Annotated in this window: 13 protein-coding genes; 11 read left to right on the top strand and 2 right to left on the bottom strand. The window is 61.4% G+C overall.

From position 1 onward, the window contains the following. The first annotated feature begins 52 nt into the window (after positions 1-52). Both CLM72_RS25800 and rarD read left to right on the top strand, forming a co-directional pair. Complete coding sequence (locus tag CLM72_RS25800) at positions 53-1027, top strand: serine/threonine protein kinase (protein WP_034128855.1); 975 nt, start codon at positions 53-55, stop codon at positions 1025-1027. A gap of 161 nt (positions 1028-1188) precedes the next feature. Beyond that, entirely contained in the window at positions 1189-2073 is an 885-nt protein-coding gene (gene rarD, locus CLM72_RS25805; protein ID WP_105228768.1) for an EamA family transporter RarD, read from the top strand. Positions 2074-2295: 222 nt separating this feature from the next. On the opposite strand, the gene CLM72_RS25810 is transcribed toward rarD, so the two are convergent. Continuing rightward, a complete protein-coding gene (locus CLM72_RS25810; protein WP_003194815.1) occupies positions 2296-2808 on the bottom strand; it encodes a glycine cleavage system protein R in 513 nt (170 codons plus the stop codon). A gap of 320 nt (positions 2809-3128) precedes the next feature. Between CLM72_RS25810 and CLM72_RS25815 the strand changes: the two genes are divergently transcribed. Further along, positions 3129-5306, top strand: a complete 2178-nt coding sequence (locus tag CLM72_RS25815) for a malate synthase G (protein ID WP_105228769.1) — start codon at positions 3129-3131, stop codon at positions 5304-5306. A 155-nt stretch (positions 5307-5461) separates the two neighbouring features. Here CLM72_RS25815 and CLM72_RS25820 read toward each other — a convergent pair whose 3' ends face one another. Further along, positions 5462-5908: a response regulator gene (locus CLM72_RS25820; RefSeq protein ID WP_019817416.1), complete on the bottom strand. Its 447-nt coding sequence runs from the start codon at positions 5906-5908 to the stop codon at positions 5462-5464. A 247-nt stretch (positions 5909-6155) separates the two neighbouring features. Between CLM72_RS25820 and CLM72_RS25825 the strand changes: the two genes are divergently transcribed. From CLM72_RS25825 to CLM72_RS25860, 8 genes are all read left to right on the top strand, one after another. After that, positions 6156-8078, top strand: a complete 1923-nt coding sequence (locus tag CLM72_RS25825) for a putative nucleotidyltransferase substrate binding domain-containing protein (RefSeq protein WP_105229190.1) — start codon at positions 6156-6158, stop codon at positions 8076-8078. Further along, entirely contained in the window at positions 8075-8782 is a 708-nt protein-coding gene (locus tag CLM72_RS25830; RefSeq protein ID WP_105228770.1) for a PolC-type DNA polymerase III, read from the top strand. Before CLM72_RS25825 ends, CLM72_RS25830 begins: the two co-directional genes overlap by 4 nt. A gap of 148 nt (positions 8783-8930) precedes the next feature. Next, positions 8931-9449, top strand: a complete 519-nt coding sequence (locus CLM72_RS25835) for an RNA polymerase sigma factor (RefSeq protein WP_105228771.1) — start codon at positions 8931-8933, stop codon at positions 9447-9449. Further along, positions 9446-10414 carry a FecR domain-containing protein gene (locus CLM72_RS25840; protein WP_105228772.1) on the top strand — a complete coding sequence of 323 codons (969 nt, stop codon included), beginning with the start codon at positions 9446-9448 and terminating at the stop codon, positions 10412-10414. The genes CLM72_RS25835 and CLM72_RS25840 overlap by 4 nt, the downstream gene beginning before the upstream one ends. Before the next feature lie 207 nt (positions 10415-10621). After that, complete coding sequence (locus CLM72_RS25845) at positions 10622-13051, top strand: TonB-dependent siderophore receptor (protein WP_105228773.1); 2430 nt, start codon at positions 10622-10624, stop codon at positions 13049-13051. Positions 13052-13113: 62 nt separating this feature from the next. Beyond that, on the top strand, positions 13114-14217 hold the full coding sequence (locus CLM72_RS25850) for a PepSY domain-containing protein (protein ID WP_105228774.1): 1104 nt from the start codon (positions 13114-13116) through the stop codon (positions 14215-14217). After that, positions 14214-14396 (top strand): hypothetical protein, encoded by a 183-nt coding sequence (locus tag CLM72_RS25855; protein ID WP_105228775.1) that lies wholly within the window; start codon positions 14214-14216, stop codon positions 14394-14396. The genes CLM72_RS25850 and CLM72_RS25855 overlap by 4 nt, the downstream gene beginning before the upstream one ends. A 162-nt stretch (positions 14397-14558) precedes the next feature. Further along, positions 14559-15188: a glutathione S-transferase gene (locus CLM72_RS25860; protein ID WP_105228776.1), complete on the top strand. Its 630-nt coding sequence runs from the start codon at positions 14559-14561 to the stop codon at positions 15186-15188. Positions 15189-15237 lie beyond the last annotated feature (49 nt).

Raw genomic sequence — 15237 nt, forward strand, 5'->3', positions numbered from 1 at the left:
GCTGTTACCATACCCGGCCGGACGCGGCGCCCTGCTGCGCGCAGGAGTTCGCATGGCCCACCCGTTTGAAACACTCACCCCAGACCTGGTGCTCGACGCCGTCGAAAGCATCGGTTTCCTCAGCGACGCGCGGGTTCTGGCGCTCAACAGCTACGAAAACCGCGTGTACCAAGTGGGCATCGAAGACGCCGAACCGCTGATCGCCAAGTTCTATCGCCCCCAGCGCTGGACCAACGAGGCGATCCTGGAAGAACACCGCTTCACCTTCGAACTGGCCGAGTGCGATGTACCGGTGGTCGCCCCATTGATCCACAACGGCGAGAGCCTGTTCGAACACGCAGGTTTCCGCTTCACCCTGTTTCCCCGCCGTGGCGGCCGCGCGCCGGAGCCGGGCAACCTCGATCAGCTTTACCGACTTGGGCAACTGCTCGGGCGTTTGCACGCGGTGGGCTCCACCCGCCCGTTCGAACACCGCGAAGCCCTGGGGGTGAAGAATTTCGGTCACGACTCCCTCACCACCTTGCTTGAAGGCAACTTCATTCCCAAAAGCCTGTTGCCGGCCTACGAGTCCGTGGCCCGCGACCTGCTCAAGCGTGTGGAAGAGGTTTACAAGGCCACGCCGCACAAGAACATCCGTATGCACGGTGACTGCCACCCCGGCAACATGATGTGCCGCGACGAGATGTTCCATATCGTCGACCTGGATGACTGCCGCATGGGCCCGGCGGTGCAAGACCTGTGGATGATGCTGGCTGGCGACCGCCAGGAATGCCTCGGCCAGCTCTCGGAACTGATGGACGGCTATCAGGAATTCCACGACTTCGACCCGCGCGAACTGGCGCTGATCGAGCCGCTGCGCGCCCTGCGCCTGATGCACTACAGTGCCTGGCTCGCACGACGCTGGGACGACCCGGCGTTTCCCCATAGCTTTCCGTGGTTTGGCAGCGAGCGGTATTGGGGCGACCAGGTGCTGGCGTTGCGCGAGCAACTGTCGGCGCTCAATGAAGAACCGCTGAAGCTCTTCTGACCTGGCCCTGCCTCCTGTGGGAGCTGGCTTGCCTGCGATGGCGGCGGTGACTTCACTATTGCTATCGCAGGCAAGCCAGCTCCCACCAAAAAGCGGCGCCCATTGTCTGACAAATATCCTTACAATTGCGCTTTGTTAGCTGCCTGAGCAAGGATTCTGCAATGCAAGCCGCCAACCCCCGCAAGGGGTACATCCTGGGCCTGAGCGCCTATGTCATCTGGGGTCTATTCCCGCTCTACTTCAAAGCCATCGCCAGCGTGCCCGCCGCCGAGATCATTGTGCACCGCGTATTGTGGTCGGCACTGTTCGGTGGGCTGTTGCTGATGGTGTGGAAACATCCCGGCTGGTTTCGCGAACTGCGCGACAACCCCAAGCGCCTGACGATCCTGGCCCTCAGCGGTTCGTTGATCGCCGCTAATTGGCTGACCTATGTGTGGTCGGTGAACACCGGGCGCATGCTTGAAGCAAGCCTGGGTTACTACATCAACCCGCTGGTGAATGTGCTGCTGGGCATGCTGATCCTCGGCGAGCGCCTGCGCCGTTTGCAATGGGTAGCCGTGGGGTTGGCAGCGGTAGGTGTGGCGCAGCAGGTGTGGCAAGTCGGTAGCCTGCCGTGGGTGTCGCTGGCGCTGGCGCTGACGTTCGGCTTCTACGGTTTGATCCGCAAGCAGGCGCCGGTCAAGGCGCTGCCAGGCCTGGTGGTGGAAACCTGGATGCTGGTACCCATTGCCGTCGCCTGGTTGCTGTTCAACCCGACCGCCCACAGCGCGCAACTGGCGTTCTGGAGCACCTCCGAAGCCTGGTGGCTGGTGGCCGCAGGCCCGGTGACGCTGATTCCCCTGGTGTGCTTCAACGCCGCTGCACGGCACTTGCCCTACACCGCCCTGGGCTTTTTGCAGTATGTGGCGCCGACGCTGGTGTTGCTCGAAGCCGTGCTGTTGTTCGGTGAACACCTGGCGCCGAGCACGCTGATCGCCTTCGCCTTCATCTGGGCCGGGTTGGTGGTGTACAGCCTGGATGCCTGGCTGACCGTGCGCAAACGCTGATCAAATAACGTACAAACCTCTGCGAGCCACGGCTTTCGTGGCTTGCAGCGTTCCACCCCAAGGTTATCCACAACCTGATCCCCGCCATTTGTGCACAAGCCCTTGAAACTGCTCGTTTTTTGCTCAACTTGCGCAGAAGGCCGGCGGGCGTGGCCTGGCGTCGGGTCTCTACAGGTTATCCACAGGCCCATGCAAGATTTCCCTGCATAACCTTGTGGATCGTTATTCCTCCTGACGCAACTCCACCATCAAGTCATCGGCCAAGGTTTCCAAAGCCTCTTGCAGGGTTTCCAGCGACAGCGTGGCCGGCACTTGCAACAACGCCTCGGCGTTGAACAGCGGATCACCGCTCATGGGCGCCGGGCGCACATCGGTGCTCAGGCGTTCCAGGTTGACGCCCTGCTGGCTCAGCAGCGCGGTGATCTCACGCACGATGCCCGAGCGATCATTGCCCACCAGGGTCATCAGGATCGGCTTGGACGCCGATGCCTGCCCGCTGCTGCCCTCACCCACCAACACGCGAATGCCATGGGTGGATAAATCCTCCAATGCCCCCACCAATGCCTGGCGCTGCTCGCTCGGCACGCTCACCCGCAGGATCCCGGCAAACTGCCCGGCCATATGCGCCATGCGGCTTTCCAGCCAGTTACCGCCATGACTGGCAATGTTCTGCGCGATGCGTTCAACCAGGCCGGGTTTGTCGGCGGCGATAATAGTGAGTACAAGATGGTCCATGGCGCAGTCCCTCGGTTGGTTGATCCTCGATTATAGACATGCCGCGTATATCCAGAAGGTACGCGTGATCGTTAACGTCCATCCCAGGCAAGCCAGCTCTCACAGACAAATCGTGTACCATTTTGATATTTATCTGGAACAATCCAATAGTTTTTTGAGAACATCCGGTTCTCCGCTGTGACCGTACGACCAAAGTGGGTCGCTAAACGACGTATTTAGTCTAATTTTCACAACCGCAAGTCATCATGTAGTATGCCCAACCGTGCACTACATAATGAAAATCTGAAAAAGCGCATAAGCTCCGCAGAGTGAGGCAAGCAATGACTGAACACGTTCAAGTCGGTGGCCTGCAGGTCGCCAAAGTCCTGTTCGACTTCGTGAACAACGAAGCCATTCCCGGTACCGGCATCACTGCCGACCAGTTCTGGGCCGGTGCCGACAAGGTCATCCATGACCTGGCCCCGAAGAACAAAGCCCTACTCGCCAAACGCGACGACTTCCAGGCGCGGATCGATACCTGGCACCAGACCCACGCCGGCCAGGCCCACGACCCGGTGGCCTACAAAGCCTTCCTGCAAGACATCGGCTACCTGTTACCAGAAGCCGCAGACTTCCAGGCCTCGACCCAAAACGTCGATGACGAGATTGCCCGCATGGCCGGCCCACAGCTGGTCGTGCCGGTGATGAACGCCCGCTTCGCCCTCAATGCCTCGAATGCGCGCTGGGGCTCGCTGTACGACGCGCTGTATGGCACCGACGCCATCAGCGAAGCCAACGGTGCCGAAAAGGGCAAGGGCTACAACAAGGTCCGTGGTGACAAGGTCATTGCCTTCGCCCGCGCCTTCCTCGACGAAGCCGCACCGCTGAGCGCCGGCAGCCATGTCGATTCCACCGCCTACAAAATCGTCGATGGCAAGCTGATCGTCAGCCTCAAAGGCGGCAGCAACAGCGGCCTGCGTGACGATGCCCAATTGATCGGTTTCCAGGGCCCTGCGGCCGAGCCGATTGCGATCCTGCTCAAGCACAATGGCCTGCACTTCGAAATCCAGATCGACGCCAGCACCCCAGTCGGCCAGACCGACGCTGCCGGCGTCAAAGACGTGCTGATGGAAGCCGCGCTGACCACCATCATGGACTGCGAAGACTCCGTCGCCGCCGTGGATGCCGATGACAAAGTGGTGATCTACCGCAACTGGCTCGGCCTGATGAAGGGCGACCTGGCCGAAGAAGTGGCCAAGGGCGGCCAGACCTTCACCCGCACCATGAACCCTGACCGCGCCTACACCGGCGTGGATGGCAGCGACGTGACCCTGCACGGCCGTTCGCTGTTGTTCGTGCGCAACGTTGGCCACTTGATGACCATCGACGCGATCCTCGATAAAGACGGCAACGAAGTACCCGAAGGCATCCTCGACGGCCTGATCACCAGCCTGGCGGCGATCCACAGCCTCAACGGCAACAACACCCGCAAGAACAGCCGCACCGGTTCCGTATACATCGTGAAACCGAAGATGCACGGCCCGGAAGAAGCCGCGTTCACCAACGAACTGTTCGGTCGCATCGAAGAGGTACTGAACCTGGCGCGCAATACCCTCAAGGTCGGGATCATGGACGAGGAGCGCCGCACCACGGTCAACCTCAAGGCCTGCATCAAGGCGGCCAGTGAGCGCGTGGTGTTTATCAACACCGGCTTCCTCGACCGCACTGGCGATGAAATCCACACCTCCATGGAAGCCGGCGCGATGGTGCGCAAGGCGGCCATGAAGGCAGAAAAATGGATCGGCGCCTATGAGAACTGGAACGTCGATATCGGCCTGAGCACCGGCTTGCAAGGTCGTGCACAGATCGGTAAAGGCATGTGGGCCATGCCCGACCTGATGGCGGCGATGCTTGAGCAGAAAATCGCCCACCCGTTGGCCGGTGCCAACACCGCCTGGGTACCGTCGCCGACCGCCGCGGCCCTGCATGCGTTGCACTACCACAAGGTTGATGTGTTCGCCCGCCAGGCCGAGCTGGCCAAGCGCGAGCGCGCTTCGGTGGACGATATCCTCACCATTCCTCTGGCCAGCAACACCGATTGGTCCGAGGAAGAAATCCGCAACGAACTGGACAACAACGCCCAGGGCATCCTCGGCTATGTGGTGCGTTGGATCGACCAGGGTGTGGGCTGCTCCAAGGTGCCGGACATCAACGATGTCGGCCTGATGGAAGACCGCGCCACCCTGCGTATTTCCAGCCAGCACATCGCCAACTGGCTGCGCCACGGCATTGTCAACGAAGACCAGGTGATGGAAAGCCTCAAGCGCATGGCGCCCGTGGTGGACCGCCAGAATGCCGGGGATGCGCTGTACCGCCCACTGGCTCCGGACTTCGACAGCAACATCGCGTTCCAGGCAGCGGTGGAGTTGGTGATTGAAGGGACCAAGCAGCCGAATGGCTATACCGAGCCGGTGTTGCATCGCAGGCGTCGGGAGTTCAAGGCCAAGAACGGCCTGTAATGGAAAAAGCCCTGATCGAAAGATCAGGGCTTTTTTATCAGTGTCAGTTAGACCGCATTGCCTGAATCGCAGGCAAGCCAGCTCCCACAGGGGAATGCATTTCAAATGTGGGAGCCGGGCTTGCCCGCGAAGAGGCCAGGCCAGTCACCTCACACTCAGGGCACCATCCCCAACTCCCGCTTCACCAACTTCGCCAACTTCACGCTATCAATCGGCTTGAGCAAGAAATCCACCACGCTCAAATGCATCGCATCAATCACATCCGGCGCTTCCGCGTCTCCAGACATGATGATGATCGGCAACGCCGCACGGGTGGACTCACGCACCTGGCGGATCAATTCCAGGCCATTGCTGGGCGCCATGCGCAGGTCGGTGATCAGCAAACCGATGGAACTGCTCGTCTTCAACAAATCCCACGCAGCCTCGCCACTTTCGGCAGTCATGCAGCGAATACCGTCGAGCCCAAGGATTTCCGCCAACAATTCACGCGCGTCCTTGTCGTCGTCCACGATCAAAACGCGTTGGGGGGGCAAATCGGGCTCCAGCATCACGGCGCTCAGCGCCTCGCGCTCGGCATCACTCAAAATATCGTGGTCGGACATACGTTTCTCAGCAGTTCTAATTCAATCTCCCAGCACACTCGTCAGACATCTGCGGAAGGGCGAACAATGTGCACTTCGTCGGAAAGTTTGCCTAGTGGGCGTTCTACGGGTTTTGCACGATTGTCATGTAAGGTTTTTCCCTAGATTTGTGCGGTATTCCTCGACCTAGACTTACGTCCAATGGGCACCCACCGCGCAGGAGTCGACCATGCAGCACGATAACGACAAAAACACTGCGGTCACTGTTATGAGTAAAGCTGATGCATTCGCACAGGCGGGTAAAACCGCTGTGTTGCAGAACATCCACGGCACCCTGCAATTCCTGCAACGCTTCCCGCCGTTCAACCAGATGGAACAGGCGCACCTGGCTTTTCTGGTGGAACAGTGCCAACTGCGTTTCTACGGCCCCGGCGACAGCATCCTCAAACCGTCGGGCGGCCCGGTCGAGCACTTTTATATCGTCAAGCAGGGCCGGGTCGTGGGTGAGCGTCCAGACTCGGCGGACACCACCTTTGAAATCGCCACCGGCGAATGCTTTCCCCTCGCCGCCTTGCTGGGTGAGCGCGCGACCCGTACAGAACACAAAGCCGCTGAAGACACCTTCTGCCTGCAATTGAACAAACCGGCCTTTATCAAGCTGTTCGCGCTGTCCAGCCCGTTTCGTGATTTCGCCTTGCGCGGGGTCAGCAGCCTGCTCGACCAAGTCAACCAGCAGGTACAGCAAAAAGCCGTGGAAACCCTCGGCACCCAATACTCCTTGAATACCCGCCTGGGTGAATTGGCCATGCGCCACCCGGTCACCTGCAGCCCGCACACACCGTTGCGCGAAGCGGTGACTTTGATGCACGAACAACAGGTCGGCAGCATTGTGATCGTCGACGAACACAAGGCGCCCCTGGGCATCTTCACCCTGCGCGATCTGCGCCAGGTGGTCGCCGATGGCGCCAGCGACTTCAGCCAGAGCATTGCCGGGCACATGACCCAGGCGCCGTTTTACTTGAGCCCGGAGCACAGCGCTTTCGACGCAGCCATCGCCATGACCGAGCGACATATCGCCCATGTGTGCCTGGTGCAAGACCAGCGCCTGTGTGGCGTGGTCTCCGAGCGTGACTTGTTTTCCTTGCAACGTGTGGACCTGGTGCACCTGGCCCGCACCATCCGCAACGCGCCTCGGGTGGAAAACCTGGTGGCGATTCGCGGTGAAATCGGCCAGTTGGTGGAGCGCATGCTCGCCCATGGCGCCTCATCCACCCAGATCACCCACATCATTACGCTGCTCAACGACCACACCGTGTGCCGGGTGATCGAGCTGACCCTCGCGGAAAAAGGCGACCCCGGCGTGCCCTTCAGTTGGCTGTGTTTTGGCAGCGAAGGCCGCCGCGAACAAACGCTGTACACCGACCAGGACAACGGCATCCTGTTCGAGGCCAAGGACGCCGTCGAAGCCGCCGACATGCGTGAGCGCTTGCTGCCGCTGGCGCAGCACATCAACCAAAGCCTGGCGCTGTGCGGCTTCAGCCTGTGCAAGGGCAATATCATGGCCGGCAACCCCGAGCTGTGCTTGTCCCGCGTGGAGTGGGCGCGGCGCTTCGGCGCGTTCATTCGTGAGGCGACGCCGGAAAACCTGCTGGGCTCAAGCATCTATTTTGACTTGCGCGTGGTGTGGGGCGAAGAGCGCGGTTGCGAGCAGCTGCGCCAGGGCATTCTCGATCAGGTGGCGGATAACCGCTTGTTCCAACGCATGTTGGCCGAAAATGCACTACTGCGGCGCCCGCCGGTGGGGCGTTTCCGCGAGTTCGTGCTGACCCGCAAACATGGCGAAAAGGCCACCCTCGACCTCAAGGTGCAAGGCCTTACACCTTTTGTAGATGGCGCGCGCCTGTTGGCCCTGGCCAATGGCATCCACGCCAACAACACCCTGGAACGCCTGCGCCAGTTGGTGGACAAGGCCGTGATCGAACCCCTGGATGGCGCCGCCTATGAAGAGGCCTACCACTTTATCCAGCAGACCCGCATGCAGCAGCACCAATTGCAGACCCGCGAGAACCTGCCCTATTCCAACCGCGTCGACCCCGACAGCCTCAACCACCTGGACCGGCGCATCCTGCGTGAGTCCCTGCGCCAGGCCCAACGCCTGCAAAGCAGCCTGAGCTTGCGGTATCAGCTATGAGTTTGTTTGGCTGGCTGCGCGTCAAAAAACCTGGGCTCAACGCTGCGCAACAGCAGCGCCTGGAACAGTTACCCAAGCCCGCCGAACTGGGCAACGGCCCATTGCGCAGCCAGCGCTGGGTAGTGGTGGACCTGGAAACCAGCGGCCTGAACCTTCACCGCGACCAGGTGCTGTCCATCGGCGCCGTGGTCATCGAAGACGGTGCGGTGGATTTCTCCCAACTGTTCGAACGCACTCTGCAGCGCACCGACACCAAGCTCAGCCCCAGTGTGCTGATTCACGGCCTCGGCCCCAGCGCGATTGCCGCCGGCAGCGACCCGGCCGAGGCGTTGCTGGATTTCATGGCGTTCGTGGGCGACAGTCCGCTGCTGGCCTTTCATGCCCCGTTCGATCAACACATGCTGTGCCGAGCGCTGAAGGACAGCCTGGGATATCGCCTGGCCCATCCGTTCCTGGATGTGGCAGACCTGGCCCCGCTGTTATGCCCAGAGGCGCATATCCGCGAAGCCGGGCTGGATGACTGGCTCAACCACTTCAGGCTACAGGCCGGCGAACGCCACCATGCCAGCGCCGATGCACTGGCGACGGCGGAGCTGATGTTGATCCTGTTCAGCCGGGCGCGGCAGCAACAGATCGATACGCCCCAGGCGCTGAATGAGCGTTTGGCCCAATGGAAACGACGCAAACAGTCCCCTTCCCTTTAACGCTTCGCGCCCGACGCGGAGCATCGCGGGATGCATTCCTACGCAGAGCGCGGGAACGATCACCCGACAGACGCCAATTGCGCCCACCCTGCGCCTCTGACACAATCGCGAATAATTCTCGTTAGTTTAAACCTTATTCGGTGATGCCTTGTCGTCGGTCCAGACCCCACGCAGTGAGCTTGTTGGTGCGTTGTATCGCGACCACCGTGGCTGGCTGTTGGCGTGGCTGCGACGTAACGTGGGGTGCCCAAGCCGCGCCGAAGACCTGAGCCAGGACACCTTCATGCGCCTGCTGGGCCGTGATGAGTTGCGCGAGCCCCGCGAACCGCGGGCGTTCCTGGTGGCCATCGCCAAGGGTTTGCTGTTTGACTATTTCCGTCGTGCGGCCCTGGAACAGGCCTACCTCACTGAATTGATGCTGATGCCGGAAAACGAACAGCCTTCGCCGGAAGCCCAGCAACTGATCCTTGAAGACCTCAAGGCCATCGACCGCCTGCTCGGCAAGTTGTCGAGCAAGGCCCGCGCCGCGTTCCTCTATAACCGCCTCGACGGCCTGGGCCATGCCGAAATCGCCCAGCGCCTGGGCGTGTCGGTGCCCCGCGTGCGCCAATACCTGGCCCAGGGCATTCGCCAGTGCTACATCGCACTGTATGGCGAGCCGTCGTGACCGCAATCGGCTCCAAACCGGTGTCGTCGCGCGTGCTGGATGCCGCGATTGCCTGGCAACTGTCCCTCGACTCGGGCGACGGCAGCGCGGTGGAACAGGAAGAGTTCAGCAAGTGGCTGGCCAGCGATGAGGAACACGCTCGCGCCTGGCGCCAGTTGGGCATGCTCGACCAGCGTTTCAGCGTGGCCTCGGGCCCGGCTCGGGCGGCGCTGCTGCAGTCGCGCCACGGCATTCGCCAGCGCGTGCGCAAACTGGGCCGTGGCCTGGCGAGTATCGTTGTGGTGTGCGGCCTGGCGCTGTTTGCCGGCGAGCGTTACGTGCCTATCCACTATTGGCTGGCCGACCAGCGCACTGCTACCGGTGAACAGCGCACGCTGAAGCTGGCGGACGGCACGCGGATCAACCTCAACACCCACAGCGCCATTGATGTGCGCTTCGACGAAACACGCCGTTTGGTCGTGTTGCAGGCAGGCGAAATTCTCGTCGAAACCGGCCACGACGATTCGCGCCCTTTCTACGTGCAAACCCGCGACGGCAGCCTGCGGGCGCTGGGTACCCGGTTTATCGTCAAGCGCGAAGACGACGCTACGCGACTGAGTGTGTTGCAGTCAGCCGTGGCCGCCCAGCCCGAGGCGCTGCACCAGGAACAAGTGTTCAAGGCGGGCCAGCAGGTGCTGATGCGCGGCGACGGGCTCGGGCCACTGTTGGCCGTCACCCCCGCCACCGATGCCTGGACCCGCGGCATGCTGGTAGTGGACAACGCTCGGCTGGGGGATGTGATCGAGGAATTGGCGCGCTATCGCACCGGCTACCTGGGGGTGGATAAGAACGTGGCCGACCTGCGCATCACCGGCAGTTTCCCGCTGCGCGACACCACGTTGGCATTGAATGCGCTGTTACCGACCTTGCCGGTGCAGATCGAGCAGCACACGCCGTGGTGGGTGACCGTCAAGGGTAAGCCTTAGGTCCTGCAGCGCCTGGCCGATTGCTATCGCAGGCAAGCCAGCTCCCACATTTTGAATTGCGAACACCATCAACTGTGGGAGCTGGCTTGCCTGCGATGAGGCCCTCAAGCACACCTGCGAAAAATATTTTCACTCACCCCTATCACTTTTCGATTCTCGCTCGGCACCTAGGCAATTGAGAAATATTTCCATTCAGGAGCCGCCCTTATGTCCCGCACGCTAGACACCTTGTTGCGCCCCAGCCTGTTAGCCATGGCGATCGCCCTCAGCGCCCCGCTCGCCAGCACCCCGCTGATCGCCGCCGAACAAGCCTCCAGCGTGCGCGCCTATAACCTGCCGGCTGCGCCCCTGGCCACCACCCTGAACCAAATCGCCAGCCAGGCCGGCCTGGCGCTGACCCTCAACCCTGCACTCGCCGCCGGCAAGACCTCGGCGCCGGTCAAGGGCCAGTTCGATGCGCAGGGCGCGTTGCGTGAGGCGTTGCGCGGTACTGGCTTGCAGTTGGAGCAGAGCAGTGTGGGCACTTACACCCTGATGCCGGTTCCAGAGGGCGTCGTTGCCTTGCCGACCACCAACATCACCGGGCAAGGCAGCTATGAAAGTGCTTGGGGGCCGGTGGAGGGATATGTAGCAAAGCGTACTGCCGCCGGCACCAAAACCGATACCGCGCTGGTCGAGGCACCACGCTCGATCTCGGTAGCCACCCGCGAGCAGATGCAGGACCGTAACGTGCAGAACCTCGACGATGCGGTCAAATACATGCCCGGTATCGTGTCTGCCAGCTACGGCAGCGACACCCGTTACGACTGGATGCGGGTACGCGGCTTCGAGCCGACGCAATTTCTCGATGGCCTGCCACTGCCACGCGGGGTGTATGCCAACCCGAAAGCTGAAACCTGGAACCTGGATCGCCTCGCTTTGCTGCGCGGTCCGGCCTCGTCAGTCTATGGCCAGACCCCTCCGGGCGGCCTGCTGGATATGGTCAGCCGCCGCCCCAGCGCTGAATCGAGCCACGCCATCCAGATGCAATACGGCAGTGACAACTACCGCCAGATCAATTTCGAAAGCACTGGCAAGATCGATGATGAGGGCCAGTTTCTCTACAGCGTTGGCGGCGTGGTACGCGATGCCGGTACCCAGGTCGATCACATCGACAACAAGCGGTACAACATCGCACCGAGCTTGACCTGGAATATCGACACCGATACCAAGCTGACCTTGCTGTCACAGTTCACCCGTGACGATACCGGCACCACCAGCCAGTTCCTGCCGATCCAGGGCACCAAAATCAAATCACCGCTAGGCGAGGTTTCCCACCACAAGAACCTCGGCGACCCGGACTACGACTTCTACGACCGCACCTACTACGCATTGGGCTACGCGTTCGAGCACCGCTTCAACGATACCTGGCAATTCAAGCAGAACCTGCGCTACACCAAATCCGAATTGGCGTTCCAGCAACTGACGGTAGGCTCGTTTGCTTTCTCCCCCGCCGATGCCAATGGCGACATCAGCCGCTCTTCGACCAATGTGGACGAGGACATCAGCCAGTTCGCGGTGGACAACAACTTCCAGGCTGACTTCGCCACTGGCGACATCTCCCACACCGTGCTGCTGGGTCTGGATCATCAACGCACCGACACCTCGTACCTGGCGATTTTCGGCGACGGTGGCACCACGAACATCTTTAACCCGGTCTATGGCCAGCCGATAGTGCGCCCGGCGCGCTCCACCGCGTTCTACGATTACAACCAGAAAACCGTGCAGACCGGCCTTTACGTGCAGGACCAGATGGCCCTGGACAACTGGCGCCTGACTCTTGGTGGTCGTGAAGACTGGGTGCACCAGGGCACCACCTACTTCAACAAGAACGACGCGACCAATACCGACCGCAGCAAGAATTTCAGTGGCAATGCGGCGCTGAGCTATGTGTTCGACTCTGGCTTCGTCCCCTACCTCTCGTACGCCGAGTCGTTCCAGCCTGCGAGCAACGCCAGCGTCGACCCCCTCCAGTCGTTCAAGCCGACGGAAGGCAAGCAGTGGGAGTTGGGGATCAAATACCAGCCACCCGGCTCCAACACCCTGCTGAGTGCGGCGGTCTACGACCTGACCCAGAAGAACGTGCAAGTCACCAGCTTCCAGTCCGGTGGCGCCTCCGTGACCGACCAGACCGGAGAAGTAAAGGTCAAGGGCCTGGAGCTGGAAGCCGTGTCTGATGTGACCGAAAACCTCAAGGTCATCGCGGCCTACACCCTGGCCAAGTCTGAGGTGCAAAAAGGTCAGTACAAAGGCAACCGCCTGCAACTGATGCCTAACCAACAAGCGTCCTTGTGGACCGACTACACCTGGCACACCGGTGCCCTCGACGGTTTCGGTATCGGCTTCGGCGCACGCTATACCGGCAATACCTATGGCGACCAAGCCAATACCTGGGCCGGCAAGGCCAACGCCTACACCGTGTTCGACGGCTCCGTGCATTACGACCTCGGTCGCCTGGACAACAGCCTCAAGGGCGCGTCGGTGAAAGTGAACGCGACCAACCTGTTCAACAAAGACTACATTTCCACCTGTGATGGCTCCTATTGCTACTTCGGCGACCAACGCAGCGTTGTCGCCAGCGCCACCTACCAGTGGTAATCAGCTGAGCTAACCACCAGGCCGCCCATTAGGGCGGCTTTGGTGCATCTGAAGGCTAGATAATGAAAAGCAAAACCATCCGCCGCTGGTCCTTCATCCATACCTGGACCAGCCTGATCTGCACCGTATTCCTGCTGCTGCTCGCCCTCACCGGCCTGCCGTTGGTGTTTCACCACGAGATCGACCACCTGCTGGGCAACGAGCCCGAGCTGGCGCAGATGCCTGCCGATACGTCCCGGCTCAACCTTGAGCAGCTTGTGGCTAAAGCCCAGGCCCATCGCCCCGGAGAGGCCATGCAGTACCTGGCCTGGGACGAAGACGACAACAACGGCGTGATCGCGATCATGGCGGCCACAGCCGGCACTGAGCCGAACTCGTCGCACACCTTCATGCTCGATGCCCGCACTGGCGAAACCGTCGAAATGCCGTCTGCCAATGGGGGCTTCACTCTGTTCCTGCTGCGCCTGCATGTGGATATGTTTGCCGGCCTGCCCGGCAAGTTGTTGCTGGCGTTCATGGGCCTTCTGTTTGTGCTGGCGATTATCTCGGGCACGGTGTTGTACCTGCCATTCATGCGTCGCTTGAAGTTCGCCACGGTGCGCCAGGACAAGTCCACTCGCCTGCGCTGGCTCGACCTGCACAACCTGATCGGCGTGGTCACTTTGACCTGGGCGCTGGTAGTGGGTGTAACCGGCGTGATCAGCGCCTGCGCCGACTTGATCATCGCGGCGTGGCGTGAGGATAGCCTCAGCGCCATGATCGAACCCTACAAGAACGCCCCGCCGCTGACCCAACGCGCGCCCGCCACGGAGCTGTTGAGCATTGCGGCCAAGGCCGCGCCCGGTATGGAACCGGACTTTATCGCCTTCCCCGGCACGCGTTTTTCCAGCGAACATCACTACGCCGTGTTCATGAAGGGCAGCACCCACCTGACCTCCCATTTGCTGACACCGGTACTGATCGACGCCAGCACCCTGGCCGTCACCGCCATCGCCGAACGGCCTTGGTACATGGACGCCATGGGCATGTCCCAACCCCTGCATTTCGGTGATTACGGCGGCATGCCGATGAAGATTTTGTGGGCGGCGCTGGATGTGCTGACCATCATCGTGCTGGTGAGCGGCATTTACTTATGGATCGTACGGCGCAAGGCGGCCAAGGTATGAAGCCGCGGCAGTCGAATTTCTGGAAGGTCTTTGCCATACCGCTGGGGATTGGCCTGCTCAGTGCCGCCGGGTTGTTTGCGGCGTTGCTGGGCGATGGGTGGTGGGATTCGTTGAGTTGGATCGGGCTCGGGATACCGGCAATGATGGGTGTATGGGGGTTGGTTAAGCGGCGCGCTTGAGGTCGCTATCGCAGGCAAGCCAGCTCCCACATTTTGACCTGTGAACACAGTCCAATGTGGGAGCTGGCTTGCCTGCGATGAGGCCCGCAAAAACAACGCGGCCCCCTCGCCAGGCGCCGCACAACCCTCTAGGCTAGCCACACTTCACCTCGAGGAATGCCCATGTCCGCCCCCAGCATGACCTTGTTCCACAACCCCGCTTCGCCCTTCGTGCGCAAAGTGCGCGTGCTGCTGATCGAGACCGGCCAACAGGACCGCGTGGCCCTGCACGCGTGCCTGCCCACGCCGGTCAGCCCGGATGCCGAAGTGCTGCAAGGCAACCCCGTGGGCAAGATCCCGGCCCTGCGTCTGGCCGACGGTTCGGTATTGCACGACAGCCGGGTGATTCTCGATTACCTCGACCACCAGCATGTCGGCAACCCGCTGATCCCCCGCGACGGCTCGGCCCGCTGGCGGCGCCTGACCCTGGCCTCGATGGCTGACGGCATCATGGATGCCGCCGTGCTGGTACGTTACGAGACCGCCATGCGCCCGCCAGAAAAACACTGGGCCCCCTGGCTGGAAGAACAGCGCAACAAAATCCGCCGCGCCCTCGCCGAGCTGGAGCGGGACGCCATTGCCGAACTGGCAAGCCACTTCGACGTCGCCGCCATCAGCGTGGCCTGCGCCCTGGGCTACATAGACTTTCGCCACCCGGATCTGCAATGGCGCACAGATAACCCCAAGCTCGCCGCGTGGTATGCCGAGGTCAGCCAGCGGTCTTCGATGCAGCAGACCCAACCCCCGGTTTGACCAGCCCCCTGTAGGAGCGAGCTTGTTGTGGCGAGGGAGCTTGCTCCCG

Origin of the sequence: Pseudomonas sp. MYb193, from assembly GCF_002966775.1 — a bacterium.
GTDB lineage: Bacteria > Pseudomonadota > Gammaproteobacteria > Pseudomonadales > Pseudomonadaceae > Aquipseudomonas > Aquipseudomonas paracarnis.

What these genes read in the sequence shown, in the direction of transcription:
- CLM72_RS25800 (WP_034128855.1), top strand. Translation starts at nt 53, where the DNA reads ATGGCCCACCCGTTTGAAACACTCACCCCAGACCTGGTGCTCGACGCC.
- rarD (WP_105228768.1), top strand. Translation starts at nt 1,189, where the DNA reads ATGCAAGCCGCCAACCCCCGCAAGGGGTACATCCTGGGCCTGAGCGCC.
- CLM72_RS25810 (WP_003194815.1), bottom strand. Translation starts at nt 2,808, where the DNA reads ATGGACCATCTTGTACTCACTATTATCGCCGCCGACAAACCCGGCCTG.
- CLM72_RS25815 (WP_105228769.1), top strand. Translation starts at nt 3,129, where the DNA reads ATGACTGAACACGTTCAAGTCGGTGGCCTGCAGGTCGCCAAAGTCCTG.
- CLM72_RS25820 (WP_019817416.1), bottom strand. Translation starts at nt 5,908, where the DNA reads ATGTCCGACCACGATATTTTGAGTGATGCCGAGCGCGAGGCGCTGAGC.
- CLM72_RS25825 (WP_105229190.1), top strand. Translation starts at nt 6,156, where the DNA reads ATGAGTAAAGCTGATGCATTCGCACAGGCGGGTAAAACCGCTGTGTTG.
- CLM72_RS25830 (WP_105228770.1), top strand. Translation starts at nt 8,075, where the DNA reads ATGAGTTTGTTTGGCTGGCTGCGCGTCAAAAAACCTGGGCTCAACGCT.
- CLM72_RS25845 (WP_105228773.1), top strand. Translation starts at nt 10,622, where the DNA reads ATGTCCCGCACGCTAGACACCTTGTTGCGCCCCAGCCTGTTAGCCATG.
- CLM72_RS25850 (WP_105228774.1), top strand. Translation starts at nt 13,114, where the DNA reads ATGAAAAGCAAAACCATCCGCCGCTGGTCCTTCATCCATACCTGGACC.
- CLM72_RS25855 (WP_105228775.1), top strand. Translation starts at nt 14,214, where the DNA reads ATGAAGCCGCGGCAGTCGAATTTCTGGAAGGTCTTTGCCATACCGCTG.
- CLM72_RS25860 (WP_105228776.1), top strand. Translation starts at nt 14,559, where the DNA reads ATGTCCGCCCCCAGCATGACCTTGTTCCACAACCCCGCTTCGCCCTTC.